Annotated in this window: 23 protein-coding genes; 1 reads left to right on the top strand and 22 read right to left on the bottom strand. The window is 67.5% G+C overall.

Annotation, left to right across the window (positions count from 1 at the left end):
• Window positions 1-16: 16 nt before the first annotated feature.
• From OED01_RS01725 to OED01_RS01635, 19 genes are all read right to left on the bottom strand, one after another.
• Complete coding sequence (locus OED01_RS01725; RefSeq protein ID WP_264156690.1) at window positions 17-1,243, bottom strand: ROK family transcriptional regulator; 1,227 nt, start codon at window positions 1,241-1,243, stop codon at window positions 17-19.
• 8 nt (window positions 1,244-1,251) lie between these two features.
• On the bottom strand, window positions 1,252-3,645 hold the full coding sequence (locus OED01_RS01720) for a glycoside hydrolase family 2 TIM barrel-domain containing protein (RefSeq protein ID WP_264156689.1): 2,394 nt from the start codon (window positions 3,643-3,645) through the stop codon (window positions 1,252-1,254).
• Entirely contained in the window at window positions 3,642-4,283 is a 642-nt protein-coding gene (locus OED01_RS01715) for a YesL family protein (RefSeq protein ID WP_264156688.1), read from the bottom strand. Before OED01_RS01715 ends, OED01_RS01720 begins: the two co-directional genes overlap by 4 nt.
• 67 nt (window positions 4,284-4,350) lie before the next feature.
• Entirely contained in the window at window positions 4,351-5,907 is a 1,557-nt protein-coding gene (locus OED01_RS01710; protein ID WP_264156687.1) for an ABC transporter substrate-binding protein, read from the bottom strand.
• Window positions 5,908-5,980: 73 nt separating this feature from the next.
• A complete protein-coding gene (locus OED01_RS01705) occupies window positions 5,981-6,970 on the bottom strand; it encodes a carbohydrate ABC transporter permease (RefSeq protein ID WP_264156686.1) in 990 nt (329 codons plus the stop codon).
• Window positions 6,971-6,977: 7 nt separating this feature from the next.
• The gene (locus OED01_RS01700) at window positions 6,978-7,919 is read right to left on the bottom strand and encodes an ABC transporter permease (protein ID WP_264156685.1); all 942 of its coding nucleotides are present in this window, start codon (window positions 7,917-7,919) and stop codon (window positions 6,978-6,980) included.
• Window positions 7,920-8,035: 116 nt separating this feature from the next.
• Window positions 8,036-9,031 carry an arabinan endo-1,5-alpha-L-arabinosidase gene (locus OED01_RS01695; RefSeq protein WP_264156684.1) on the bottom strand — a complete coding sequence of 332 codons (996 nt, stop codon included), beginning with the start codon at window positions 9,029-9,031 and terminating at the stop codon, window positions 8,036-8,038.
• Window positions 9,028-10,527 (bottom strand): arabinosylfuranosidase ArfA, encoded by a 1,500-nt coding sequence (arfA, locus tag OED01_RS01690; RefSeq protein WP_264156683.1) that lies wholly within the window; start codon window positions 10,525-10,527, stop codon window positions 9,028-9,030. Before arfA ends, OED01_RS01695 begins: the two co-directional genes overlap by 4 nt.
• Window positions 10,528-10,612: 85 nt before the next feature.
• Window positions 10,613-11,287: a YesL family protein gene (locus OED01_RS01685; protein ID WP_264156682.1), complete on the bottom strand. Its 675-nt coding sequence runs from the start codon at window positions 11,285-11,287 to the stop codon at window positions 10,613-10,615.
• Entirely contained in the window at window positions 11,284-12,573 is a 1,290-nt protein-coding gene (locus tag OED01_RS01680; RefSeq protein WP_264156681.1) for an arabinan endo-1,5-alpha-L-arabinosidase, read from the bottom strand. Before OED01_RS01680 ends, OED01_RS01685 begins: the two co-directional genes overlap by 4 nt.
• A 1-nt stretch (window position 12,574) precedes the next feature.
• Window positions 12,575-13,507, bottom strand: a complete 933-nt coding sequence (locus tag OED01_RS01675) for a carbohydrate ABC transporter permease (protein WP_264156680.1) — start codon at window positions 13,505-13,507, stop codon at window positions 12,575-12,577.
• A gap of 37 nt (window positions 13,508-13,544) precedes the next feature.
• Complete coding sequence (locus OED01_RS01670; protein ID WP_264156679.1) at window positions 13,545-14,447, bottom strand: carbohydrate ABC transporter permease; 903 nt, start codon at window positions 14,445-14,447, stop codon at window positions 13,545-13,547.
• Window positions 14,448-14,528: 81 nt separating this feature from the next.
• Entirely contained in the window at window positions 14,529-15,848 is a 1,320-nt protein-coding gene (locus tag OED01_RS01665) for an ABC transporter substrate-binding protein (protein WP_264156678.1), read from the bottom strand.
• Between the two features lie 156 nt (window positions 15,849-16,004).
• On the bottom strand, window positions 16,005-17,021 hold the full coding sequence (locus tag OED01_RS01660) for a LacI family DNA-binding transcriptional regulator (protein WP_264156677.1): 1,017 nt from the start codon (window positions 17,019-17,021) through the stop codon (window positions 16,005-16,007).
• A 54-nt stretch (window positions 17,022-17,075) separates the two neighbouring features.
• Window positions 17,076-18,203 (bottom strand): bifunctional 2-methylcitrate synthase/citrate synthase, encoded by a 1,128-nt coding sequence (locus OED01_RS01655; RefSeq protein WP_264156676.1) that lies wholly within the window; start codon window positions 18,201-18,203, stop codon window positions 17,076-17,078.
• Window positions 18,204-18,223: 20 nt separating this feature from the next.
• Entirely contained in the window at window positions 18,224-19,126 is a 903-nt protein-coding gene (prpB, locus tag OED01_RS01650) for a methylisocitrate lyase (protein ID WP_264156675.1), read from the bottom strand.
• Between the two features lie 46 nt (window positions 19,127-19,172).
• Window positions 19,173-20,699 carry an MmgE/PrpD family protein gene (locus OED01_RS01645; RefSeq protein ID WP_264156674.1) on the bottom strand — a complete coding sequence of 509 codons (1,527 nt, stop codon included), beginning with the start codon at window positions 20,697-20,699 and terminating at the stop codon, window positions 19,173-19,175.
• Entirely contained in the window at window positions 20,696-21,340 is a 645-nt protein-coding gene (locus OED01_RS01640; RefSeq protein WP_264156673.1) for a GntR family transcriptional regulator, read from the bottom strand. The genes OED01_RS01645 and OED01_RS01640 overlap by 4 nt, the downstream gene beginning before the upstream one ends.
• Before the next feature lie 77 nt (window positions 21,341-21,417).
• On the bottom strand, window positions 21,418-22,380 hold the full coding sequence (locus OED01_RS01635; protein ID WP_264156672.1) for an EamA family transporter: 963 nt from the start codon (window positions 22,378-22,380) through the stop codon (window positions 21,418-21,420).
• 48 nt (window positions 22,381-22,428) lie between these two features.
• Between OED01_RS01635 and OED01_RS01630 the strand changes: the two genes are divergently transcribed.
• Entirely contained in the window at window positions 22,429-22,965 is a 537-nt protein-coding gene (locus OED01_RS01630; protein WP_264156671.1) for a CGNR zinc finger domain-containing protein, read from the top strand.
• Window positions 22,966-23,016: 51 nt separating this feature from the next.
• Here the strand turns inward: OED01_RS01630 and OED01_RS01625 are convergent, their stop codons facing one another.
• From OED01_RS01625 to OED01_RS01615, 3 genes are read right to left on the bottom strand one after another with little or no spacing between them, the layout of a single operon-like run.
• Entirely contained in the window at window positions 23,017-24,351 is a 1,335-nt protein-coding gene (locus tag OED01_RS01625) for an LLM class flavin-dependent oxidoreductase (RefSeq protein WP_264156670.1), read from the bottom strand.
• Entirely contained in the window at window positions 24,348-25,130 is a 783-nt protein-coding gene (locus OED01_RS01620; protein ID WP_264156669.1) for an ABC transporter ATP-binding protein, read from the bottom strand. Before OED01_RS01620 ends, OED01_RS01625 begins: the two co-directional genes overlap by 4 nt.
• Window positions 25,106-25,984 (bottom strand): ABC transporter permease, encoded by an 879-nt coding sequence (locus tag OED01_RS01615; protein WP_264156668.1) that lies wholly within the window; start codon window positions 25,982-25,984, stop codon window positions 25,106-25,108. Before OED01_RS01615 ends, OED01_RS01620 begins: the two co-directional genes overlap by 25 nt.
• Window position 25,985: the final 1 nt, after the last annotated feature.

Raw genomic sequence — 25,985 nt, 5'->3', positions numbered from 1 at the left:
AACGCGTTCAGGACCGTCAGAGGGCGACCGGAATGCGCGACGTGAGCAGCCCGGCATCCACGAGTGAGCGCTCCAGAGCGATCATCGCGATACCCGAGGCGACAGGGTTGCCCCGCACGGTCGACACCTCGAGCGCCAGGGCCGTGCCGGCGCGGCCGGGCGACTGCTCGCGCATGCGCTCCGCGGCGTCCGGCAGGAGCAGGTCGCCGAGCGCCCAGGTCGTCCAGCCCGTCAGCGTGATGACCTCGGGGTTCACGATCGCCACGAGGTCCGCGAGCGCCGAACCGAGGTAGTACGCCGTGCGGGCCACGGTCTCGCGCGCGGCGGCATCCTGCTCCGGCTCGGCCGCGGCCTCGGCGAGCTCCATGATGAAATCCCGCTGCAGATCGACGTCGGCGAGCGGATGCTCCGAGGCGATCTCGCGCAGCGTCTGCTGGATGCCCGGCACACCGACGTACGCTTCGACGCAACCGCGGCGACCGCAACGGCACAGCCGCCCGTCCAGCTGCAGCAGCGAGTGCCCCCACTCCCCTGCGGAGTTCGTCGAGCCGCGCAGCACCCGGCCTTCCAGGACGATGCCCGCGCCGACGCCCGTGCCCAGATTGACCGTCGCCATGCTGGACGCCGAACGACCGCGTCCGAGCCACAGCTCGGCCGCGACCATCGCCTTGAGAGGGTTGTCGATCACGAGCGGCAGCCCGACGCGCTCACGCAGATGCTCGAGCTCGACGCTGCGCCACTCCCAGTTGGGCACGACGACCGCGATGCCGGTCGGCTCCTGAATGAGGCCGGGCAGCGAGATCCCGACGCCGAGGACCTGTTCGCGGGAGACGCCCTCCCGAGCGAGCAGGTCGTCCAGGACCAGCCCGATCGCCTCGACGATCGAGTCCGGTTCCAGCAGGCGCTCGTCGTGCGCCCGCTCGATCTGAGCCAGCGGGTTCAGCGCCGCATCGAAGAGCACCCCGCGCACATAGGTCTCGGCGACGTCGAGGCCGACGACGCGGCCTCGATCCGCGTTCATCGCGAGCATCGCAGTCGGCCTTCCCACCTGACCCGCCGTCGTCTTGGTCCCGACGATGATGCCCTGGTCCACGAGTTCGCCGGCGATCGTCACGACCGTCGCCGCGCTCAGCCCGGTCTTCCGCGCGATCTCGTTGCGGGTCGTCTCTCCCGCCGACAGCACGGCGTGCAGGACGTCCACCATCGAATCGCTGCGGATGTCTCGCGACGTCCGCCTCGGCACCGCACCCCTCATAGCTGAACCGTAACAGCCTCGACACCGGTGGCGCTCAGCCGGACACCGGTCTGATCGCCCGGGCGCACGTAGACGATCAGCCGACCGTCGCGGGTGCGGCGCTCGGCATCGCGGTACGACGTGACGTCGGCGAGATCGCCGTTCTCCAGGCCGAGCAGCGCTCCGTCCAGGACTGCGGCCGAGACCATCGCTTCCCCCTCCGCGAGTTCGCCGTCGACGCCGCGCAGCGCGCACTCGATCTGCACCACGTCGTCGATGTCGATTCCGGCGGCCCGGCATCGGCGCGCGGCTTCGTCGGGCGCGCGCCAGGCTGCGGCATCCAGTCGTGCCGGCGACCCGGCGGGACGCAGCTCGTCCACCGCCGCCGCCCGTCCGTCGTGCGTCACTTCCAGCCTCAGCGACGCAGCGGATGCCGGAACGACCGCGCGCCAGTACCCCCCGTCGTCATCGAACGCCAGCGCGACCTCGGCGCCGTCGACCACCAGGCAGGGGTCACCACCGGCGGCGAAGGCCAGCACTTCGATGTCGCCGCCGTCCGACGCCCACCGACGGGACACCGGATGCTCCCAGAACGTCCTGCGACCGGCATCCGTCCCATGCGCGCGCACGACGAGACGCGCGGTCGGCTCATCCGACCACCAGCTGCGGCGGAGGTGCCACTCGTGCTTCGGGAAGCCGGCGAGCGTCAGCAGCCCGGCGCCCGAGCCGTGGATCGGCCAGCCGTGCGCCTCGCCGAGGTAGTCGATCCCCGTCCAGAGGAACTGCCCGGCGACGAACTCGTTGTCGACGACGGCGCGCCACTGCGCGTAGCCGTGCCCGTTCTCGCTGCCGAGCAGCGGCTTGTCGGGGAAGCGCTCGTGATCGTCGGTGTAGAGGTGCTCCTTGTAGTTGTACCCGACGACGTCGAGGTCATCGAGCAGCCCGGTGCGGCCGGAGAGCTCGGGGAAGGCCGCTGCGAGCGTCACCGGCCTGCTCGGATCGGCGTCGCGCACGATCTCGCCCAGGCGACGCGCGATGGTCGTGAGCCGGCGGGCGTCCGGCCTGCTCGGATCGTAGACGCGCTCCTGCGCCGGCTTGTTCGCGTCGTTGTTGCCCGTCATCTCCTCGAAGAGCTCGCTCGCGTACGGGTCGTTCGGGTAGTCGATCTCGTTTCCGGTGCTCCACGCGATGATCGAGGCGTGGTTGCGATGCGCGGCGATCATGTCGCGCAGATCGCGTTCGTGCCAGAGCGGGAAGTGCGTGGCGTAGCCCTCGTGCTTCGGCGGGTACACGTTGTGCCCCTGCCACCACTTGTTCTTGGGGTTCTCCCACTCGTCGAACGCCTCGTCGATCACGTAGAAGCCGAGCGCATCGCACAGCGCGTAGAGCACAGGGTCATGGGGGTTGTGCGCCATCCGGACCGCGTTGCACCCCATGTCCTTCAACGCGAGCAGTCGTCGCAGCCAGACCTGGGCCGGAACCGCGACGCCCAGGCATCCGGCGTCCTCGTGCAGGCAGACGCCCTTCAGCGTCCGCGGTTCGCCGTTGACGAGCATCCCGCGCTGAGGATCGAAGACGATCGAGCGGATGCCGACGATCTCGCTGCTCTCGCTGTGTCCGCTCCCGTCGGAGCTCCGCCAGTTCACCGTGGTCGTCAGTCGATACAACGACGGGTCGACATCCGACCACAGCTCGACGTCGGGTACCCGGCCGTCGACGACGAGTCCGGCCGAGGCGCCGGCCGGCACCTCCAGGTCGCTCTCGAACACGTGCACCCGGCCAGAGGAGAGCGAGCGCAACTCGTGGCGCACGCCGACATCGGCGGACCGGCCGAGGTCGTTGCGGACGGTCTGCGCGATGCGGATGCCGGCCGTTTCACCGTCCACATCCGCGGTGGTGAAGGCCGTGCTCTGCGGGACGATCCGAACGGGGCCGTGCGCCTCGAGCACGACGGCGCGGGTGATGCCCGACCCGTTGTACCAGCGCGAGTCCGCGATCTCGGTGCGATCGACCCGCACGCTGATGACGAGATCGTCGTCCGGCGCGTAGGACGCGATCTCGGTGAGATCGAAGAAGAACGGCACGTGACCGTTGGGGCGACCACCGAGGTGATAGCCGTTGACCCAGACATCCGCGTTCTTGTACACGCCGGCGAAGGAGAGCCGCAGGACCGAGTCGGGCGCGCGATCGAGAGTGCTCAGCGGCACGTGTGCGCGATACCAGCCGATCCCGCCGGGGAGGTAGCCCGTTCCGCTGGCGTGCTCGACCGCGAAGTCCTGCTCGACGCTCCAGTCGTGCGGTACGACGACCTCCCGCCACTCCGAGTCGTCGAAGCCCTTGGCCCACGCTTCGCGGTGATCGGCGAGCGCGAAGCGCCACCGATCGACGCGGAGCGCCGATGCCCCGCTCACGCGGCGCCCGCCGTGGCGGCGTAGCGGGCGAACACCCGGGTGAACACGACCGCGTGAACCACGGCAAGACCTCCGAAGCCGATGAGGAGCCAGAACAATCCGTACCCCGTGACCTGGGGCGAGAACACGCTCACGACGATCACGAGCACCGTGATCGCGAGCACCGCCAGGGCTGCGAGCGGATGGCGCAACCCGATCAGTCGGGCGTTGCGGAGCACGTCCCTCGTCGAGTCGTCGAAGGTGGCGAGGTACGGGAAGACGAAGAGGACGGAGGTCACGGCGAGGAAGAGGAGAACGAACCACCCTCCGAGCAGCAGGAACTGGAGCACCGCATCGGTCACCAGCTGCGTGACCACGAAGTACCAGGCTGTGAAGGCGCCGGCGACCGCGGCGAGGATCAGCGCGATGACGGTCGACTGGCGGAAATCCCGCCGGAAGGCCGTGAAGTAGTCGCGCGTGATCGATCGCTCCGTGCCGGCCACGATGCGCATCGCAGTGGCGTTCAGCGCCGTGAGCGATGCGCCGATCGTCACGATCGGCAACGAGGTCACGATGAACAGGAAGTTGAGAATCATGACGTCCGCAATGCGCGTGAGCGTGCGCATGAGCGCGGAGTCGGCGGCGAAGATGCCTGGCATGGATCGGTCCCCTCGAACGATGAAGTGTGCGGAGCCGGGCGGGCCTCAGCCCGCCCGGCTGCGCGTGTCAGCCGAAGTCCTGCTCCTCGGCCCAGGCGTCGATGTCCGCCTGGAGCGAGTCGCGGGCATCTTCGTAGCCGGCGTCCGTCAGCTTCTGGCGCATCTCCTCGATCGCGGCCGCCGGATCATCGAACTTGCCGTACTGCAGCTGCGGGATGTACTCCGACAGCACGGCTCCCATCGCGGCGAGCGTCGGGTCGATCATGCTCTTGTCGATGATCAGCGTCGAGTACGGGTACTCCTTCGCGACCTCGTCCAGCGAGGCGTAGATCTCGTCCTTGTTCGGCGCCTCGGTGACCCGCTGCGGCTCGAACTCGTCCATGCGGCCGGCCCAGAAGTTCGAGCCGAGCGAGTCCGTCGACGGGTCGTACCCCTCGGGGAAGCCGAGCATGCCGTCATCGGTCATGACGTAGTCGGTGCCCTCGATGCCGAAGTTGAGCAGCTTGTACAGCTCCTCGTCGTTGCGCAGCGCGTCGTAGACCTGCAGCGCCTTCTCCGGGTTGCTGGAGTTCGCGCTCACCGCCATCGCACCGTGCGTGAGGATGTCCTTGTAGACGTTGTCGTTCTCCTGGCCCCAGTAGAACATCTTCGGGTCGGACCCCGGCTGCTTCTTCGTCATGTTGTCGACGATCGCGCCGATGTACGTCTGGGTGTGGTGCTGGTCGGCCCCGCTGAGTCCGGCGTAGAACTCCTCACGAGTGTCGCCGTCGTAGTTCAGCGCGTCCTCGCGCCAGACCCCGATCTCGTTCCACTCGCGTGCCAGTTCCGCCGCCTCCAGCAGCTCGTCACCCTCCATGTAGACCGACGTCACGGTCGTCGGGTCGGATGCCGAGAGCTGGAACGGCATGAAGATGCCGGCGCTCACGCCCTGCAGTGTGACCAGGTCGGTGTGGCCCTGCCAGTACCCGGTCAGCGCCGCCTCGTTCGTGCCGACCACGTCCCACGGGTAGACCTCCGGCTTGTTCTCCTTGATCCAGCGGAAGTAGGTCGTGAAGTCCTCGAACTTCGTGATCTCGCCGTTCTCGAACCCGGCCTCGGTGGCCCAGTCTCCGCGGTAGAAGAACCCGTGGTTGGTGTACTGGGTGTAGTTGTCCTCCGGGATGAACATGATCTCGTCGTTCAGCTTGGTGAGATCCCAGTGGCCCTCGGCATCCACCTGCGCCCAGGTCTTGGGGGCGTTCTCCTTGAGCATGTCCTCGGTCAGCGGCAGGAAGGCGCCCTTCTCGGCGTTCTCCCACGCGTACAGCCAGTCAGTGGCCGTGGTGATCAGGTCGATGTTGTCATCGCCGGACAGCAGCTGCACGTTGTACTGGGTCTGCCAGTCCGCCCACTCGACGTAGAAGAAGTCGAGGGTCGCGTTCACCTTCTCCTTGAGCTTCGGGTTGAGCTCCTCGAGCATCGCCTCGAGGCGGCCGTTGGTGGGCTTGTTGCCCAGGACGAGCATGGTGATCTTCGCGGCGTCGCCGCCTTCTTCACCACCGGCGGGCGAGCAGCCCGCCAGGGCGCCGACGCTCAGCCCGACGACGGCGAGCGCCGCTGCGGACGTGAGGATCCTTTTCTTCATGTGAGACTCCTTCGGCTCGGGGTGTGATGGTGCAGGGGGTGGCCGCGTGGCCGGGGACGTCAGCGTCGGTGGGTCAGCCCTTGACCGCGCCGACCGTGATGCCGCTGACGAAGTACTTCTGGACGAACGGATAGAACAGGAGGATGGGTCCGGTGGCCACCACGGCGCTCGCCATCTTCAGCGTGTTGCTGGGCAGATCGGCGATGCTCACGTTGGCGCCGGCGACCGAGTTGCGCAGCGCACTGGCCGTGTTGATGACGTTGTACAGGTAGTACTGCAGCGGTTTGAACTCGACGGTGCTGCCGAGATACAGCGAGGACAGGTACCACTCGTTCCAATACGCGAGGGCGAGGAACAGTCCGATGGTCGCCAGCGCCGGCTTCATCATCGGCAGGGTGAGCTTCGCGAAGATACGGAAGTCGCCCGCGCCGTCGATCTTGCCCGACTCGACGATCTCGTACGGCACCGTCTTCATGAAGTTCTTCATGAGGATGATCAGCCACGGGGTCATCAGCAGCTGGAGGAACACCGCGAGATAGGTGCCGCGCAGTCCGAGATCGCGGCCCACCCAGAGGAACGTCGGCGCCAGCCCAGCGGAGAACAGCGTCGTGAAGTAGATGAAGAACGAGATCTGATTCCGGAAGGGGAAGTCCTGCCGGTACAGCGCGTAACCGGTCATCGCGATCACGAACAGGCCGATCGCCGTTCCGAACACCGTCATCGTGACGGTGACCGCGTAGGCACCGAGGATCTGACGCGGCGCCTGGAAGATCAGCTCGTAGGCGGCGAACGTGAACTCCTTCGGCCACAGCCCGAACCCGTCGGCGCGGATGGCCGATTCGCTGGAGAACGAGGCCGAGACGATCAGGACGAACGGCAGCAGGCAGAACAGCGCGAACAGGCTGATCCACACGTAGGAGATCCCGCGCAGCCAGCGATCGCTCCTCGACAGTTTGATCGCGCGCGGCCTCGGTGACCGGTCGAACAGGCCCTTGCCCTTCTTCGGCAGCAGCAGCGTCCGCGTCGCGCCGGTGTCGGTGAAATCGGCGGCCGGGGCGGTCATGGTGACATCAGAAGAGGGCATAGTCCTTGTTCATCCTTCGAACGATCCAGTTCGCCGTCATGACGATGGCGAAGCCGAAGAGGGATTGGTACAGCCCCACCGCCGTGGAGGTCGTGAAGTTGTTCTGCGACATGACCATCCGGTACACCGAGGTCTCGATGATGTCGGTGGTCGAGAACAGCGCCGCGTTGTTTCCGACGAGGTTCCAGAACAGGCCGAAGTTGCCGCTCATGATGCCGCCGAGCGAGAACAGGAACAGGATGATGAACGTCGGCTTGAGGCTGGGCAGGATGACGTAGCGGATGCGCTGCCAGGCGGAGGCGCCATCGATCTCGGCGGCTTCGAACAGCCCCTTGTCGATGCCCATGATCGCCGCGAAGTACACGATCGACCCGTATCCGGTGCTCTGCCAGAGGTGGACCACGATGATGATGAGCGGCCAGACGCCGGCCATGCTGTAGATCTTGATCGGGTCGCCGCCGGTCTGCTCGATCAGCGTGTTCAGCGCCCCGGTGTCGTAGTTCAGGATGTTGAAGGCGATCACGCCGATCAGCACGACCGAGATGAAGTAGGGCAGGAACATGATGCCCTGCGTGATCTTCTTGAAGAACTTCAGCCGGACCTCGTTGAACATGATCGCGATCGCGATCTGCAGGATGTTCCCGAGCACGATGAAAGCGACGTTGTAGAGGATCGTGTTGCGGGTGAGTTCCCACAGCATCCCGGACTTGATCAGGAACTCGAAGTTCTTCAGTCCGACGAACGGGCTTCCGAAGATGCCGTCGCGGTAATTGAAGTCCGTGAACGCGATCCAGATCCCCGGCAGCGGGGCGTAGTTGAACACGAGGAAGAACGCGATCGCCGGGACGCACATGAAGATCAGCATCCGGCTGCTCTTGATCTGCCCCCACAGCGATTTGCGCCGTCGTGGTGCTTGCGTCAGTGCCATCCTCCGCCTCTCTGCGGTCGTGGCGTCAACACTGACACCCGGGATGAACAGGGATAAACATAACCCCTGATTTAACTACCGGCAAAGCTAGCAGAGAGTCCTCGCCCAGCCAAGAACTATTTCTCGGAAGGCACCTCTGGCCAGCCATCCCGCCACGTGATCGGGAGCAGCCCGAGGGTGGGGATACCGTCGGCAGCGCCGTCGTAGAAGTGGAAGGCGAGGGTGTCGTCCCACACCGACTGCCCGCCCGGGCCGATCCGGTCGCCCTCACCCGTCAGCACGACCGTGCCGCCGTCTTCGAGCAGCACCCCGCCGTCGGCATCCCGATACGGACCGGTCACGGCGTCCGCACGACCGACGATGATCTCGTACGTGCTGTCGGTGCCCTTGCAGCAGAAGCCGCGCGAGGCGAACAGGTAGAACGCTCCGTCGTGCGGGACGATGTACGGCGCCTCGATCGCGTTCTCGGTGAGGCCACGGTCCGCGATGGTCACGGGCTCGCTGTCATCGGCGCGAAGGCCGCTCGGCCACTCCAGCGGCACGATCTTCAGCCCCGACGAGAACGATCCGAACGCCATCCACGGCTCGCCGTCCTCGTCCTCGACGATTCCGGCGTCGATCGCGTTGTAGTCGGTGCCTGCCGATGCGATGACCTCGCCGCGATCGACCCACTCGTAGGCGGGGTCCTCCGGATCGAGCGTCGTGTTCGTCGCGAGGGCGATCACGGAGGTGCTGCTGCCGAACGTGGACGCCGAGTAATAGAGGTACCAGGTGCCGTCGTGCTCATAGAGCTCGGGTGCCCAGAGGTTGTCGACGCCGGGCACGGCATCCGACAGCCAGGCAGGCTTCGTCGCCCAGACCTCGCCGGCGTACTCCCAGTCCGCACCCTCTTCGGAGGTGCGGACCTGGATGTTGCCGTCCGCGATCCGCCCGTCACCGGTCGAATACACGAAGTACCCGTCATCCGTGACCGCGTACGCGGGGTCGTGGACGAAGAGATCGCCGGACAGGTCGGGGGCGACCGCCGCGGCGGGGGCGCACCCGGCCAGCGCCGCGACCGCGGTGATGACCACGGCCGCGGCGCCGGTCAGGCGCAGGATGGGTGAGCTCACGAAAGGGCGATCGCCGACCACGAGACGGGAGGCAGCGTCACGGTGAGCACGCCATCGACCAGGACGGCGCCCTCGAGCTGCTTCAGCCCGACGCGGTTCTGGTCGGCCAGGGTGTTCTTGGCGTACACGTCGTCATCCCAGACGGTCACGGCCTCGGCGATGCTCGTCGCCCCCAGCTCGGCGACGTCGACCGTGACGGTGATGGCCTCGGTCTGGCTGCGGTTCACGAGGAACACGGCGGAGGAGGTTCCATCGGTCGTGACGACCGAGTCGACCAGCGGAGCGTCGCCGTAGACCTTGGTCTCGTACGTGCCGGCATCGATGCGCGGCTTGAGGATCTCGCCCTTCGCCAGACGCGACGTCACCGAGAACGGGAAGAACGTGGTCTGACGCCAGGCGTCTCCCCCCGGCTCCGTCATGATCGGCGCGATCACGTTGACGAGCTGCGCCAGGGATGCCGAGGCGACCCGGTCGTGGTTCTTCAGCAGCGTGATCATGAGGTTGCCGAGGACCACGGCATCCGCCACGGAGTAGACGTCCTCGAGCTGGCGGGGAGCGATGCGCCATTCGTCGTTGACCTCGTCGGATGCCTGGTGCTCGTCGAGGTACCAGATGTTCCACTCGTCGAAGGAGAGCTTGATCTTCTTCTTCGACTTCAGCTTGTTGCCGACGTGATCGGCCGTCGCGACGACGGTCTCGATGAAGTACTGCATGTCCAGCGACGAGGCGAGGTAGGAGCCGAGGTCGCCGCCGCGCTCCTGGTAGTACGCGTGGCAGGAGATGTAGTCGACGTGCTCGTACGCGTGCTCGAGCACGGTGCGCTCCCAATCACCGAACGTCGGCATCGAGGAGCTCGACGAGCCGCACACGACGAGCTCGAGCGAACGGTCGGCGGTCTTCATGGCCTGCGCAGTACGGGCCGCGATCTTGCCGTAGTCCTCGGCCGTCATGTAGCCGGTCTGCCACGGCCCGTCCATCTCGTTGCCGAGGCACCACATCTTGATGTCGTGCGGCTCGACCGTGCCGTTGGCGATGCGCTGGTCGCTGAGCGCCGTGCCTGAGGGGTGGTTGCAGTACTCGAGCAGGTCGAGGGCCGCCTCGATGCCGCGCGTACCGAGGTTCACGGCCATCATCAGCTCGGAGCCGGTGAGCTTGAGCCAGCGCGAGAACTCGTCGACGCCGACCTGGTTGGTCTCGATGGAGTGCCAGGCGAGGTCACGACGCACCGGGCGCTGGTCGCGCGGCCCGACCGAGTCCTCCCAGCGGAAACCGGAGACGAAGTTGCCGCCGGGGTAGCGGATCGTCGTGGAGCCCAGTTCGCGCACGAGGTCGACGACGTCCATACGGAAGCCGTCCTCGTTGGCGGTCGGGTGGCCGGGTTCGTAGATGCCGTCGTAGACGCAGCGGCCGAGGTGCTCGACGAACGAGCCGAAGATCCGACGGTTGAGCGGAGCGACGACCGCTTCACGGTCGACGGAGATGCGTGCCTGAGTCACGGTGATTCCTTCTGTGGGACAGGCCGCGCTGCGGACAGCACGGCGTGCGGGTGATGGGCAGGGAAGTCGGAGTGCGGATGCCGGCTCAGTCGGCATCCTCGATGCGATCCAGCCGAGCATCGATCAGACGCACGACGATCGCGAGCGGGAGGGCGGCTCCTGCCAGGGGCAGCAGCACGGGCAGGATCGAGACGATCAACGTCCACGCGAGGACAGCGACGATCACGCCGATGCTCATCGCCGGCGAGGTGGGTGGGAGCACCAGCGCATAGCGCAGGATGGCCGGGACACCGTCGTCGTACCGGGACAGCAGCGTGACCGTGGCTGCGAACGTCGTGATCGCGGCGATCAGCACGGCACCGGTGAAGACCAGCAGCACAGCCGAGACAGGTCCCGCGAGCTGCGGAAGGACGGCCAGGTCGGCTGCGAGCAGGATGCCGACGATCCAGAACGGGATCCCCGCCCGGTTCGCCCGCCAGAACTGTGCACGGTAGTGCGACCAGAAGGTGCGCAGCAGACCCTCCTCCGCCGAGCCGAGGAGCAGGTCGTTGCGGCGCAGCACGGCGATGGCCGCGACAGCGGCCGGCATGACGCCGAAGAGGATCAGGCCGGCGACCCCACCGAGCAGGAACAGCACATTGACGAGCACGATCGCGGTGATGACGCGCAGCCACTGCATGACGCGGCCGGTCCAGCCGAGAGCCACGTCGTCCGATCCGGCCACGACGCCCTCGCGGCGTGGATGGACGAGCGCGGTCATGACGTCACCTGCTGCGATCCGGTCCAGACGACGCCGGCCGCGTCGATACCGGCGAAGGCCAGCACGGCGCTCTGCGCCACCGGGTCCCAGGCGCCGAACACGACGCCGTCCAGGATCGCGTCACCGGATGCCGCGGTGAGCGCGAGCTCACCGGCGACCGCCTCGCCGGCGCTCACGAGGGGCGCCACCAGATGCACGGTCTCCGCCTCGATCAGCTTCGCCTCTTCGGGGGCGTAGCGCACGGCGTTCCACGTCCCGGAGACGGATGCCGGGGCATCCAGCGTCTCGGCATCGAGCCCCGCGTACGGATGGGGCGACACCAGCGGCCAGCCGCCGCCGGTCCAGTGCACACGACGGATCTGCGCCTCGTGCTGCGTCGGGGCATCCGCGAGCCGGACGTGGTGCACCAGGAAGGTCGCGTCGCCGTCGCGGAAGACCGAGTTGTGGCCTGGGGCGATGAAGCCCGTCCCGCCGGGGAACCGGTGGCCGCCGAGAATCTTGGTGCCGACCACGGCCGCCTGCTCGGCCGCGGGGTCGGTGAGGTCGTTGCCCGCCGCATCCCGATACGGACCCGTGATCTCGTCGGCCACGCCGACGCGCACGCTGTACGTGTCCACGAGGGAGTCGTACGAGACGAACAGCACGAAACGGTCCTCTTCGGGCCGATACACGACGAAGGCGCCTTCGATCGCGCCGTCGACGTTCGACGGGCGTCGCGCGATCAGCGCACCCTTCTCCTCTCGGACGCGCTCCCCCGTCTCGAGCGACAGCTCGACGATGTGGATGCCGTCGAAGAACGAGCCGTAGATCATCCATGCGCGGCCGGCGCGATCGAAGGTCACGGCGGCGTCGATGGCGTTGTGGCCGTCGCGCTCGTGCCGGGTCGCGACGACGATGCCCTGATCGGTCCACGGGCCGGCGAGGTGCTCCGCCGTGGCGAGGCCGATGGCCGACGTCCGCGACCCGAACGTCGACGCCGAGTAGTACATGTGCCACCGGGTCGAACCGTCGGCCGTCGGCCAGCGGACCACCTCAGGCGCCCAGAGTCCTGCGGCTCCGCTCCACTCCCGTGCCGGCGCTGGCACCTCGCCGAGCGCGGTGCCCTGGAAGGACCACGTCACCAGATCCGGCGAGGTGCGCACGTGGGCACCCACCGGGATGCCGTCGAAACCTGCGGCGGCATCCGTGGAGAACATGTACCAGAGACCGTCGTCTCCGCGGACCACCGTGGGGTCGTGCGCGTTGCGCGCGCCCCACGTGGTCGGGTCGCCGGTGGAGGTGCTCATGTCAGCCCTTCGATCCGCTCAACGCGACCGACTCGATGATCTGACGCTGGAAGATCAGGAAGACGACGAGCACGGGGATGAGCGCGATGAACGATGCCGCCATGATCAGCGGGTAGTCCGTCTGGCTGGCGTAGGTGGCGTTGAACGTCGCGATCACCAGCTGCAGGGTCTGCTTCTCGGGCGAGTTCAGGTAGATGATCGGAGCGAGGTAGTCGTTCCAGACCGCCATGAACCAGAGGATGAACTGCGCGGCGATCGCGGGCCGGATCACCGGGAAGATGAGCCTGAAGAAGATCCGCAGGTAGCCGGCGCCGTCGAGCTTGGCCGCCTCGATGATCGAGTCGGGGATCGAGCTGAGGTACTGCTTCAGGAAGAAGATCATCACGATGTTGCCGAAGATGCCGGGCAGGATCAGCGGCCACAGCGTGTCGACCAGGCCGGCGTCGCCGAACATCTTGAACTGCGGGATCATGATCGTCGGGAACGGGATCATGATCGCGGAGAGCATCGCGAGGAACACCACGTTCTTGAACGGCAGACGCATCTTCGCGAACGCGAAGGCCGCGAGTGACGACGTCACCGCGCCGACCACCGTGACGCTGACCGACACGATGACGCTGTTCATGATGCCGCTCGCGAGGGGGCCGGCGGTCCACACTCGGACGTAGTTCTCCCACTGCACCGGGTCGGGGATCCACTGCGGCGGGAGGGCGAAGACGGCCTCACGGGTCTTCAGCGACGTGCTGAAGGTCCACAGCAGCGGCGCGATCATCACGATGCCGCCGATGGCGAGCACGATCGTGACGATCACGTTCATCATGCGGTACGAGCGCGAGCGGCTTCCGACCGCCTGCACGGAGTTGCCGTTGCCCTTCCCGATCGGGTTTCGAGGCAGGCCGCGACGGCGCGACACCTCGGGGAGGACGGTGGTCATGGTTCCAGGAGCTGGAGCTGTCTGAGTCATGGCTGCCTCACTCGATCGAGAACTGGGAGCGCCGGTTCATCTGGAACTGGATCGCCGTGACGACGAAGACCAGGATGCCGAGCACGACGGACATGGAGGTCGCGTAGCCCATCTGGAGGTAGTTGAAAGCCTTCTGCCAGATGTACCAGACGATGGATGCGGTGGAGAATTCGGGTCCACCGGTGGGGGTCATGATGTTGATCTCGATGAAGATCTGCGCGCCGCCGATGATGCTCGTGACGACGAGGAAGAACGTCACCGGCTTGAGCATCGGGATCGTGATGTGGCGGAACTGCGCGAACGTGCCCGCGCCGTCGATCGCCGCTGCCTCATAGAGGTGGCGGGGGACGGACTGGAGGGCTGCCAGGTAGAGCAGCATCGAGAAGCCGAGGCCCTTCCACACCGACATGATGATGATGGCTGGCTTGGCCGTCGCGGCATCCTGCAACCAGTTGGGTCCTTCGATCCCGAAGATCGCGAGGACCTGGTTGACCAGACCGAAGTCGCCGTTGTACGCCCACTGCCAGAGAATGGCGACGGCGGCGAGCGACGAGATGACCGGCACGTAGTACACCGTGCGGAAGAAGGTCGTCCCGCGCATCTTGCGATTCAGCGCCAGGGCAAGCAGCAGCGACAGGAGCAGACCGATCGGGATGCCGATCATCATGAAGACGGTGTTGCCCATCGCCTGCCAGAAGTAGCGGTCCCCCATCATCTCGATGTAGTTGTCGAGACCGTTGAAGACCGGCTCGCTCAGGCCGTTCCACTTCGTGAAGGAAGCGTAGACCGCGAACACCAGCGGGTAGGCGATGAAGATCAGGAAGCCGAGCAGCGGGGCCGCGATGAACGCGAACGCCGCCAGGTGCTCACGGCGGTGCAGCCGGGATCGACGAACAGTCGTCGTGGACATGGTCACCTCAGGGTTCAGGACGGGCGGATTGGACCTCGGGGCCGGCTGGCGCCGACCCCGAGGCAGTCGGGCGTCGACCGGTCAGCCGATTCCGGCGTCCGCGTTCGCCTTGTCGAGCAGCTCCTGCATGCGCGGCTGGACCTCCTTGAGGTACTCCTCCGCCGTCTGGTCGCCGTCGAGCACGGGCTGGATGTTCTTGAACAGCTCGTCGTACCACTCGGCGCTGTACGTCGTGTTCGCCGGCAGCGCTCGACCGTAGTCCTGCGCGACGTCGAGGAACTCCTGCTTGTTCGCCGGGGGCAGCGTGCTGGAGGCCACCCACTCGTCTGCCATGTCGATGAGGTTCGGGATCTGCACGCCCGCATCGACCAGCGACTGCTGCGCGGTCGCGTCGGTGGAGAGGTAGATCGCGAGCTCGGTGGCGAGGTCGGCGTTCTTCGTCGTCTCGGAGACGGCGATGCCGAGCGTGCCGATCCAGCTGGCCGGCTCTCCGGTGGAACCGACCGGATAGGGGATCAGGTCCCACTCGAAGTCGAGCGTCTCGTAGGTGGGCACGTCCCACGGGCCGACCGGGAAGAATCCGATCTGTCCCTGCATCCAGCGCTGGTAGGTGTCCAGCGTCTGCGCGTCCGAGGTCGACGGGGTGACGCCTTCGACCAGCGACAGGTCGGCGAACCACTGCAGCGCCTCGACGAACTCGGGCTCGTCGACGGTGACCTCGGTGCGGTCCTCGTTCAGCCAGTCGCCGCCGTTCGACCACACGAAGGGCTGCAGGTTCCACTGGACGTTCAGTCCGGTGCCCCACTGGTCCAGCGTGCCGTCTCCGTTGGTGTCGAGCGTCAGCTTCTTGGCGACGTCGACGAACTCGTCCAGGGTGTACGGCTCGTCCTTGTCAGGCAGCGGGACACCCGCGGCCTCGAACATGGTCTTGTTGTAGCCGAACGAGAAGGGACCGATGTCCTTGGGCATCGCGTAGATCGCGCCCTGGCCCATGAGCTGGCCGTCGAAGCGGTAGCTGTCGACACCGTACTGCCAGAGGTTGTCGAGGTCGACATCCGCCTCGACGGCCTCGGTGATGTCCTTGACGATGCCCGACTTGACATACGCCTGGACGCTGCCGGGGTCGATGTAGAAGACGTCGGGGATCTGCTTGCCTGTGATGGCCGCCTTGAGCTTGGTCGAGTAGTCGTCGGCCGTGGTCATGATGATCTTGACCTTGGCGTCGTGGTCCTTCTCGAACTGCTTGATGGCGGCCGTGTACGCCTCCTTCTCCGCGTCGTTGCCGCGGAACATGAAGGTGATCTCATTGCTCGCGGCGTGACTGCTGCCGCCGGCGCAGCCGGTCAGGGCGGTGGCCGCGAGGGCTGCGATGCCGACTCCGGCCAGAATTCGTGACTTCATTGTGCTGTGTCCTCTCGGGGCTGACTTCGATGTCGCCTCGCGCGCTCCCGCTGGTGAGCACGGTGCGATTCCCAATCGATCTACAACGTTGTAGTAAACGTTGTAGAAATCATTGTGAACCCGCACCGAACGATTGTCAATCGCGCGGTCGAATCGTTATCGCGCGGCCGGAGCCGACTCGCGCTCGAGCATCCGGAAGTCGGCCAGGAGGGTCCGAGGGGCGGGCTTGTCGTCGCCGGCACCGATGCGTTCGAGCAGCGTCTTCACCGCCGCCTTCGCGATCCACTCGCGTCCGGGATCGACGGTCGTCAGCGAGGGGATCGAGTACTCGGCCTCGTCGAGACCGTCGAAGCCGACCACGGCGACGTCGTCGGGGACCCGCCGACCCGCCTCCTGCAGGACGCGCATGGCGCCGAGCGCCAGGGTGTCGTTCAACCCGAAGACCGCGTCGAACTCGACACCTCTGGCCAGCAGTTCGCGCATCGAATCGGCGCCGTTCGCCCGATGCCAGAGCGTCGTGTAGCCGACGATCGAATCGTCGTACGGGATGCCGGCATCCGCCAGCGCCTCCCGATAGCCCTGCAGACGCAACGCCGCCGACCCGATGACCTCTCCCTCGTGCGCGCCGACGACGGCGATGCGGCGTCGGCCGGCACGCAACAGATACTCGGTCGCTGCCTTCGCGGCCTCGACGTTGCGCATGGTCACATGATCGGTCGGTCCGTTGAAGATGCGCTCACCGAGGAGCACCATCGGATACGAGACCTCGAGCGCGGCTACATCCTCCTGCCCCATGCCCAACGGGCTGAAGATCAGCCCGTCGGTCAGCTTGAGCCGCGGGCTGCGCAGCAGGTCCATCTCCCGATCTCTATCAGCACCCGTCTGCTCGACGAGGACGACGACGCCGGCCGCCTCGGCCTCGTGGATCACCTGCGCGGCGAGCTCGCCGAAATAGGCCAGACTCAGGTCAGGCAGCGCCAGCGCGATCGCGCCGGTGCGCCCCGAGCGCAGGTTGCGAGCCGTCAGGTTCGGGGTGTAGCCGAGCTCCTTGATCGCCTCTTCGACCTTCTCCCTGGTCGTCGGACGAATATGCGGATAGTCGTTGATGACGTTCGACACCGTCTTGATCGAGACTCCCGCGAGTCTCGCGACGTCGTGCAGCGTCGCGGCCATGATCCCACCCCTCTTCAGCGTCAGTCTACAACGTTGTAGAGACGTTCTGATGCGTCAGAGCGCGACGTGCCGCTCCTCGGGCCCATCGTAGGCCGACAGCGGGCGGATCAGCGCGTTGGCGCCCGCCTGCTCGATGACGTGGGCGGTCCAGCCCGTCACGCGAGCGGCGACGAACAGCGGAGTGAACGTGAGCGTGTCGAATCCGATGAGGTTGTACGCCGGGCCGGACGGGTAGTCCAGGTTCGGGTAGATGCCCTTGCGTGCGACGAACTCCTGCTCCAGCGAGTCGTACAGTGCGGCGACGTCGTCGCGTCCGTAGTGCTCGACCAGGGTGTCGAGCGCTGCCTTCATGGTCGGCACCCTCGAGTCGCCGCTCTTGTACACCCGGTGTCCGAAGCCCATGATCTTGCGCTTCTCGGCGAGCGCGGCATCCAGCCATTCCGTGACGTTCGAGGCGTCGCCGATCTCGTCGAAGATGTGCAGCACCGCCTCGTTCGCGCCGCCGTGCAGCGGGCCTTTGAGCGCACCGATGGCGCCGACGACGGCCGAGTAGAGATCACTCAGCGTCGACGTGATGACGCGCGCCGCGAACGTCGACGCGTTGAAGGAGTGCTCCGCGTACAGGATCATCGAACGGTTGAACGCATCGACGACGACCGGGTCGGGCAGCTCGCCGAACGTCATCCAGAGGAAGTTCGCGGAGTAGTCCAGGTCGTCGCGCGGAGCGACCGGCTCCTGGCCTCGCCGACGGCGCTGGCCGTAGGCGACGATCGCGGGGAGCGCTGCGAACAGGCGGATGCTGCGCAAGAGGTTCTCCTCCGGGCTCGCCTGCGCGTCCAATGCGGAACCGGCGGCGTCCGTCGCGCCGATGACACTGACGGCTGTGCGCACCTCGTCCATCGGGTGCGCCTCGAGCGGGACCAGATCGATCGTCGCCTTGACCTGGTCGGTCAGCGCGCGATGGGCGCGCTCGGTCGCGCGGAACTCCGCCAGCTGCTCGGCATCCGGAAGGTCACCGTTCCAGAGCAGGTAGGCGACGGCCTCGAACGGCTGCGTCGCGGCCAGCTCCTGCACCGGATACCCGCGGTAGAGCAGGCTGTTCGTCTCCGGATTGACCTTGCTGATCGCGGTCGTGTCGACGACCACACCGGCCAGGCCCTTGCGGATCTCGGTGTCTGCCATGTCCTGCTCCTTTGCCACGTTCACGGGTGCTCGATGGTGAAGTTGAAGACGCCGGAGTCGAAGTGGTTGTACGACTCGTAGTCGATCAGGTCGTAGAGGTCGGCGCGGTGCTGCATCTCCCCCAGCTTCGAGGTGAGGTGCCCCTCCTCGTTCAGCGTATCGAGTGCGCGGCCGGCCGCACCCATCGCGATGCGCAGCAGCGACACCGGCCAGATGACGATGTTGACCCCTGCGTCGCGCAGCTGATCGGTGGAGAACAGCTCGGACTTGCCGAACTCGGTCATGTTGGCGAGGATCGGCACGTCCAGCGCCGTGGCCATCGCCTCGAACTCGCCGAGGTCGCGCATGGCCTCGGGGAAGATCGCGTCGGCACCGGCATCCACCAGCGCCTTGGCGCGTTCGATCGCCGCCTCCAGCCCTTCGACGGCCCGGATGTCGGTCCGAGCCATGATGAGGAAGTTCTCGTCCCGACGGGCGTCGGCTGCGGCCCGGATGCGCTTGATGGCGGTGTCCTCGTCCACGACGGCCTTGCCGTCGAGGTGACCGCACCGCTTGGGATTGACCTGGTCCTCGATGTGGGTGCCGGCGAGCCCGGCATCCTCGAGGGTCTGGATGGTGCGGGCCACGTTCATCGGCTCGCCGAAGCCGGTGTCGGCGTCGACGATCGCGGGCAGCTCCGTCATCCGCGCGATCTGCTGCGCCCGACCGGCGACCTCGGTGAGCGTGGTGAGGCCGATGTCGGGGAGCCCGAGGTCCGCCGACAGGACGGCGCCCGAGATGTAGACGCCGTCGAACCCCTTCTGCTCGATCAGCCGGGCGCTCAGCGGATTGAACGCACCCGGGAAGCGCAGCAGTTCACCCGAAGTCAGGCGCTCGCGGAACAGCCGCCGCTTCTCTGCCGGGGTGGTCGTGGAGTACAGCATCAGAGGCCTCCCCGCATCTTCTCGGACTCGGTCCGGCGGGCAGACATCAGAACAGGCCCTTCGTGGTGGGCTCGGCGGCGAGGATGCCGGGGCGCGCGATGATCGACAGCTCGCCGACCTCGGCGGCGCTCAGCTCGGGAAGGCGCTGCACGAGCTCGAGGAAGCGATCGATCTCGGCCGCGTCGAGCACGGGTTCGGCGAGCAGACGGAACTTCGCGATGTAGTCCGCGCGGGCGAACGGGCGGGCGCCGAGCGGGTGCGCGTCGGCGACGGCGATCTCCTCGACGATCGTCGAGCCGTCCGTGAGGGCGATCTCGACGCGCCCGCCGAAGGCCTTCTCCGCCGGATCGATCGAGTGGTAGCGGCGGGTCCACTCGGCATCCTCCGCCGTGGTGATCTTGTGCCACAGCGCGACCGTGTCCTGCCGAGCTGCGCGCGAGGGCAGGTACGAGTCGACGTGGTGCCACGCACCGTCCTGCAGCGCGACCGCGAAGATGTACGGGATCGAGTGATCGAGGGTCTCCCGCGACGCCGTCGGGTCGTACTTCTGGGGGTCGTTGGCGCCGGAGCCGATCACGTAGTGCGTGTGGTGACTGGTGTGCAGCACGATCGACGTGACGTTCGCCGGATCGGCGAGCTCCGGGTGCTCGCGGTGCAGCTTGCGGGCGAGGTCGATCCACGCCTGCGCCTGGTACTCCGCGGAGTGCTCCTTCGTATACGTGTCGAGGATCGCGCGCTTGGCCTCGCCGGCCGCCGGCAGCGGCACATCGTAGGAGGCGTCCTTGCCGTCCAGCATCCAGGCGATGACGCCGTCCTCGCCTTCATAGATCGGCGACGGCGAGGTCTGACCGCGCATGGCACGGTCGACGGCTTCGACCGCCATCTTGCCGGCGAAGGCCGGCGCGTGCGCCTTCCACGTCGAGATCTCGCCCTTGCGGCTCTGGCGCGTGGCGGTCGTGGTGTGCAGCGCCTGGCCGACCGCCTGGTAGATCGTCTCGACGTCGAGTCCGAGCAGGGTGCCGATGCCCGCGGCGGCGGCCGGCCCCAGGTGGGCGACGTGGTCGATCTTGTGCTTGTGCAGGGAGATCGCCTTCACGAGGTCGACCTGGATCTCGTAACCGGTCGCGATGCCGCGGACCAGCGCCCGACCATCGCATCCGACGTGCTGGGCGACCGCGAGGATCGGCGGGATGTTGTCACCGGGGTGCGAGTATTCGGCCGCGAGGAACGTGTCGTGGTAGTCGAGCTCGCGCACGCCCACGCCGTTGGCCCACGCCGCCCACTCCGGGCTCGTGCGGCGATCCAGCGCGGCGCCGAACACGGTCGCGCCCTGCCCGCCGGACGAGACGGGGTGGCTGAACGCCTGGTCGCGCGCCGCGACGATCGGCGCCCTGGTGAGGGATGCCGCGGCCACCGACGCGTTGTCGATGATGCGGTTGATGATCATGTCGACGACGTCTGCCTCGACCTCGGCCGGATCGGCGGCGACTTCGGCGATCCGCCAGGCCAGCTGCTCCTCGCGGGGGAGCTCCTCCTCGGAGCGGTGGACGCGGACGTGGTGGGTGACGGTCATGACTGTCCTTCGGTGTCGATCAGGGATTCGAGGATGCTGGTGAGGGCGTTGCGCAGATGCACGTGCGTCGCATGGGCGGCGAGTTCGCCGTCGCGATCGGCGAGCGCCTCGGCGATGAGACGGTGCTCGCCGACGGAAGCGGCCAGGCGCTCCGGCTTGTCTCGGGCCATGCGGCGCACGCGGACCAGGTGCGTGCGGATCGTGCGCAGCGCCGCGTCCATGTAGTCGTTGGCCACGGCCAGGTCGACGGCACGGTCGAGACGGGCGATGAGCGCGTAGTAGTCGTCCTTACCGGAGGCCGCGGTGAGGTCGACGCGGGCGAACTCGGCGGCGAGCGCCGCGAAGACCTCGGTGTCACCGCGCTGAGCGGCCAGGCGGGCCGCGGACTCCTCGAGTGCCCTTCGGGTCTCGAACAGCGAGCGGATGTCGTCGACGTCGACGGCGGAGACGACGGTCACCCTGGGCGACTGCTGGACGACGAGCCCGTCGAGCATCAGCTGCTGCAGCGCCTCCCGCATCGGCGTGCGGCTCACGCCGAGGCGCGCTGCCTGGTCGCTTTCGGCCAGCACGGTTCCCGGCGCCAGCGCTCCGGACTGGATCTCCTCCAGGAGCGCGGCGTATGCCCGGTCGCTTGCTCGCATGCCGCTATCGTATACACAAACCGAGCAGGACGGGGGCCTGACCCTCGAATCGCCCACTCACCGTATACGCACAGCGGTCAGATCGCGCGTTCCGGGAGCGGCTCGACCAACTCGGCTGCCGCCGGCTCGCCGAGCTTCACCACGACCACGCCCGCCAGCACCAGGGCGGCGCCGATGCCCTGCAGGAGATCGGGGAGCTGGCCGAGCAGCAGCCATCCGAAGAGCATCGCCGCGACGACCTCGGCGAGCGCGACGAACGAAGCCAGCCGCGACCCCAGCATCCGGGTCGACACGATTCCGAGGACGTAGGCCACGGCGGTCGCACCGAGTCCGATCGCGAGGACCGGGATGAACCACGGCACGGTGCCGAAACGGTAGGCGATGTCGCCGGTGGCCCAGACCATCGGCAGCACGCCGACCAGCCCGGCGAGCGACAGCGCGATGGCCCCCAGCAGCAGCCCGAGCCCGGCCAGTGCGACCGGCGGGATCCCGGTGTCCCGCTGCGCGGACAGCAGGAAGTAGCTCGCCGCTCCGACCATCGCCCCGAGCGCCCAGAGGATCCCGATCACGTCGGCCGTGGCCCCCGTGATCACGTCGAGCATCAGGACCAGTCCGACGAAGGCGATCGCGGCGCCGAGGATGCTGCGCCGCGTCGGCCGCTCCCCCCGACGGATCCAGAGCCACAGGACCACGGCGATCGGGGCGGTGTACTCGATCAGCAGCGCGATGCCGACATCCATCCGTGCGACGGCCTGGAAGTAGAAGAGCTGCGTGGCGGCGACGGCGAGGATGCCGTAGGCGAGCACCATGCCGGCGTTGCGGCGGACCGAATCCCAGCGCCCTCGCAGCGCCAACAGGGCCGGTACGAGAAGGATGAGCGCACCGACCCAGACACGAGCGGTCACCGCCGCGCCGGGCGTCCATCCGGCATCGATCAGCCCGCGCGCCCACGCGCCGGACATCCCGAACGAGAAGGCGGCCCCGATCGCGACCACCAGTCCGATGCCGACCTGCGAGCGACGCGTCACGTCATTGGTCATTGCCCTCATGGTCGATGACACTAGTCGCGGCCGATGTAAGCTGTCAACATGCTCTTCACCAATGACACCGAGGCATCGCTCAGTGCTGCCGTGGAGCTGGCCAACAGCGCGGAGCACCCGGACACCCTGACCTCGCGCGGCGACCTCGACGCGTTCCTCGCGGCGCACTTCTACACCGGCAGGGTGGATCATGACGGCCGCGAACTGGACGCCGTGCGGGCACTCCGTCCTCGACTGCGGACGATGCTGCTCGCCGAGCGCGACGAGATGGTCGCACACGTCAACGACGCCCTCGCCGCCGTGCCGCTGAACGCGCGGCTCATCCGGCACGGCGACGTGGACTGGCATCTGCACGCCGTCTCCGACGACCGATCGCTGCCGGAGCGGATCCTGATCGAGACGGCGATGGCGCTGATCGACGTCATCCGTGCGGACGAAGGTGGCCGCTTGGGCGTGTGCGCCGACGACGACTGCGACGCGATCGTGCTCGACCTCTCCCGCAACCGCTCCAAGCGGTACTGCTCGACGACCTGCACCAACCGCAACGCCGTCGCCGCCTACCGGGCACGGCGCGCGGCCCGCTGACGCGCGGAACGTCGTGCGGCGCCCCCTCCCTGGCGACGCCGCACGACGCGATCAGACCGCGGCGAGCTCGCGACGACCCACGGGGCGCGGAAGCCCGTAATGCTCTCGCAGGGTCGTCCCGGTGTACTCGGTGCGGAACAGCCCGCGCTCCTGGAGGATCGGCACGACCCGCTCGACGAAGGCCTCCAACCCCGAGGGCAGGACGGCGGGCATGATGTTGAATCCGTCCGCCGCGCCGTGCTCGAACCACTGCTGGATCGTGTCCGCGACCTGGAGCGGCGTACCCGTGAAGGTGCGATGCCCACGCCCTCCGCCGAGGCGGCCGATCAGCTCGCGGACGGTGAGGTTCTCCCGTCGGGCGAGCGCGACGATCAGCGTGTAGCGGCTCTTCGCGCCCTCGATCTCGTCCTCGCTCGGCAGATCCGCCGGCAACGGGGCATCGAACTCGAGCTCTTCGGGCTGCAGCTTCAGCACCTTGGCCAGCTGCGCGCGCGCGAACTCCGGGGCGATGAGCCGGTCCAGCTCAGCCTCCTGCTCTCGTGCTTCGGCCTCCGTGTCGGCGATGATCGGGACCAGGCCGGGCAGCACCTTGATCTGTTCGGGGTCACGGCCGTTCTCGATCGCCCGACGCTTGATATCGGCGTAGAACTCCTGCGCCTCCTCGATCGTCGGCGTCGCCGTGAAGATCGCCTCAGCCCAGCGCGCGGCGAACTCCTTGCCGCTCTCGCTCGACCCCGCCTGCACGAGGAGCGGGTGCCCCTGCGGACTGCGCGGCGAATTGAGGGGGCCCTCCACACGGAAGTGCTCCCCGCGATGACCGATCGCGTGAACCCGATCGGCGCGCGCGTGCACCCCGGCATCCTTGTCGGCGATGATCGCATCGTCCTCCCACGAGTCCCACAGCTTGGTCGCGACCTCGAGGAACTCCGACGCCCGCGCATAACGGTCGCGGTGCAGCGGCTGGTCTTCGAGTCCGAAGTTCCGGGCAGCGGCCTCCCCCGCCGTCGTGACGATGTTCCAGCCGGCTCGCCCGTTCGAGATCCAATCGACCGACGACAGGCGCCGCGCGAGGTTGAACGGCTCGTTGTAGGACGTGGATGCCGTGGCGATCAGACCGATCCGGGAGGTGGTGACGGCGAGGGCCGTCAACAGCACCGTCGGCTCGAACCCGCCCACGGGGCGCCGACCCACCTCACCGAACAGCGCAGGGGAGTCGGCGAGGAACAGCGAGTCGAACTTCGCATCCTCCGCGATCTTCGCGAGCCGCTGGTGGTACGCGAGATCGAGCAGCGCATGCGGATCGGACTCCGGCAGGCGCCAGGATGCCTCGTGATGCCCCGTGTCGTGCAGAAACAGGTTGAAGTGCAGTTGTCGTGCCGTGCTCATGAGATCTCCTCGGTCGTCGTGGATGTCGTGTGGTCGCCGACCGGATCGCTCTGCACTCCGAGCGAGGCCAGTAGCAGCGTGCGCAGGCGGGTGAACTCCCGGTCGGCGGGAGTGCGCTGCTCGGGCAGTTCGATCCGCAGATCGAGTGAGAACCGCCCGTCGTCGATCACGAGCACGCGGTCGGCGAGCAGCAGAGCCTCGTCCACGTCGTGCGTGACCAGCAGAACAGCAGGACGGTGGACGCGCAGCAGGGTGCGCAGCAGGCCGTGCATCCTGATGCGGGTGAGTGCGTCGAGCGCCCCGAACGGCTCATCAGCGAGCAGCAGCTGCGGCTCGCTCACGAGGGAACGCGCCAGCGCCGCGCGCTGCTGTTCGCCGCCGGACAGCTCGTGCGGCCAGGCGCGCTCGCGGCCGGCGAGTCCGACCTCGGCGAGCACCTCGCGGCCGCGCTCTCGCGCGAGGGACCCGGACTGGCCGAGCACCACGTTGTCGAGCACGCGCAGCCACGGCAGCAGCCGCGAGTCCTGGAAGACCATCGAGACGCGCCGGGGGACGTGGATCTCGCCGGATCCGTCGACGGTGTCGTCCAGGCCTGCGACCGCTCGGAGCAGGGTGCTCTTGCCCGAACCGCTGCGACCGATCAGAGCGACGAACTCGCCCCGATCGATCTCGAGGTCGATGCCGTCCAGCACGTCCCTGTCACCGAAGGACCGGCGCAGCCCGACGGTGCGGACGGCCGTGCCGACGGTCGGGGTCAGCTCGCGAGTGTGCGGCGCCATGACAGCACCCGCCTTTCCAGAAGTCGGACGAGGGCGTCCGAGACGAAGCCGAAGACGCCGTACACGACGAGGCCGACGAGGATGATGTCCGACTGGGCGTACAGCTGGGCCTGGGACATCATGTAGCCGACGCCGGAGGTGGCGTTGATGGTCTCGACCACGATCAGTGCCATCCACGATCCGACGACCGCGAGACGGAAGCCGACGAAGAACCCGGGCAGCGAACCGGGCACGAGCACGAAGCGGATGTACTGCCACCGCGTCAGCCCGAGCGATTCGGCGAGCTCGATCTGCTTGGTGTCGATGCCGGTCAGGGCGCTGTAGGTATTGATGTAGATCGGTACGAGGACCCCGAGCGCGACGATCGTCACCTTGAACTCCTCCCCGATGCCGAGCCACAGGATGAGCAGCGGGATCAGCGCGAGGACCGGGATCGCCCGCTTGACCTGCACCGTGCCGTCGACGACGGCTTCGCCGAGACGGCTGAGCCCGGCGATGACGGCCAGTGCCACGCCGGTCACCGTGCCGATCACGAGGCCGAGCAGCGCCCGGGACAGCGAGGCTCCGACGTGCTCGGCGAGCGTGCCGTCGATGATGAGCTGCCATGCGGTCGCCGCGACGGTGCCTGGTCCGCTGAGCAGTCGCGGGTCGAGCAGCCCCCACGAGGATGCCGCGAACCACAGGACCACGATGATGAACGGGCCGAGCAGGCGCGCACCGGGCAGCGACCGGCCACGACCGAGGCGATGACGACGCGACTGCAGGACGAGATCGGAGCTCGGTGCGGGCGCGGGCCCTGTGTCCGGGGCCGCGACCACAGCGGTCGGCCGTGTCGTCAGCTTGATCGAAGACATG

It is taken from the genome of Microbacterium sp. M28, assembly GCF_025836995.1.
Taxonomy (GTDB): Bacteria; Actinomycetota; Actinomycetes; order Actinomycetales; family Microbacteriaceae; genus Microbacterium.
The sequence above is the reverse complement of the archived record's forward strand: the minus strand, read 5'-3'. Positions and strand labels throughout refer to the sequence as shown.

What these genes read in the sequence shown, in the direction of transcription:
- OED01_RS01715 (WP_264156688.1), bottom strand. Translation starts at nt 4,283, where the DNA reads ATGCCAGGCATCTTCGCCGCCGACTCCGCGCTCATGCGCACGCTCACG.
- OED01_RS01710 (WP_264156687.1), bottom strand. Translation starts at nt 5,907, where the DNA reads ATGAAGAAAAGGATCCTCACGTCCGCAGCGGCGCTCGCCGTCGTCGGG.
- OED01_RS01705 (WP_264156686.1), bottom strand. Translation starts at nt 6,970, where the DNA reads ATGACCGCCCCGGCCGCCGATTTCACCGACACCGGCGCGACGCGGACG.
- OED01_RS01700 (WP_264156685.1), bottom strand. Translation starts at nt 7,919, where the DNA reads ATGGCACTGACGCAAGCACCACGACGGCGCAAATCGCTGTGGGGGCAG.
- OED01_RS01685 (WP_264156682.1), bottom strand. Translation starts at nt 11,287, where the DNA reads ATGACCGCGCTCGTCCATCCACGCCGCGAGGGCGTCGTGGCCGGATCG.
- OED01_RS01680 (WP_264156681.1), bottom strand. Translation starts at nt 12,573, where the DNA reads ATGAGCACCTCCACCGGCGACCCGACCACGTGGGGCGCGCGCAACGCG.
- OED01_RS01675 (WP_264156680.1), bottom strand. Translation starts at nt 13,507, where the DNA reads ATGACCACCGTCCTCCCCGAGGTGTCGCGCCGTCGCGGCCTGCCTCGA.
- OED01_RS01670 (WP_264156679.1), bottom strand. Translation starts at nt 14,447, where the DNA reads ATGTCCACGACGACTGTTCGTCGATCCCGGCTGCACCGCCGTGAGCAC.
- OED01_RS01665 (WP_264156678.1), bottom strand. Translation starts at nt 15,848, where the DNA reads ATGAAGTCACGAATTCTGGCCGGAGTCGGCATCGCAGCCCTCGCGGCC.
- OED01_RS01660 (WP_264156677.1), bottom strand. Translation starts at nt 17,021, where the DNA reads ATGGCCGCGACGCTGCACGACGTCGCGAGACTCGCGGGAGTCTCGATC.
- OED01_RS01655 (WP_264156676.1), bottom strand. Translation starts at nt 18,203, where the DNA reads ATGGCAGACACCGAGATCCGCAAGGGCCTGGCCGGTGTGGTCGTCGAC.
- prpB (WP_264156675.1), bottom strand. Translation starts at nt 19,126, where the DNA reads ATGCTGTACTCCACGACCACCCCGGCAGAGAAGCGGCGGCTGTTCCGC.
- OED01_RS01645 (WP_264156674.1), bottom strand. Translation starts at nt 20,699, where the DNA reads ATGACCGTCACCCACCACGTCCGCGTCCACCGCTCCGAGGAGGAGCTC.
- OED01_RS01640 (WP_264156673.1), bottom strand. Translation starts at nt 21,340, where the DNA reads ATGCGAGCAAGCGACCGGGCATACGCCGCGCTCCTGGAGGAGATCCAG.
- OED01_RS01635 (WP_264156672.1), bottom strand. Translation starts at nt 22,380, where the DNA reads ATGACCAATGACGTGACGCGTCGCTCGCAGGTCGGCATCGGACTGGTG.
- OED01_RS01630 (WP_264156671.1), top strand. Translation starts at nt 22,429, where the DNA reads ATGCTCTTCACCAATGACACCGAGGCATCGCTCAGTGCTGCCGTGGAG.
- OED01_RS01625 (WP_264156670.1), bottom strand. Translation starts at nt 24,351, where the DNA reads ATGAGCACGGCACGACAACTGCACTTCAACCTGTTTCTGCACGACACG.
- OED01_RS01620 (WP_264156669.1), bottom strand. Translation starts at nt 25,130, where the DNA reads ATGGCGCCGCACACTCGCGAGCTGACCCCGACCGTCGGCACGGCCGTC.
- OED01_RS01615 (WP_264156668.1), bottom strand. Translation starts at nt 25,984, where the DNA reads ATGTCTTCGATCAAGCTGACGACACGGCCGACCGCTGTGGTCGCGGCC.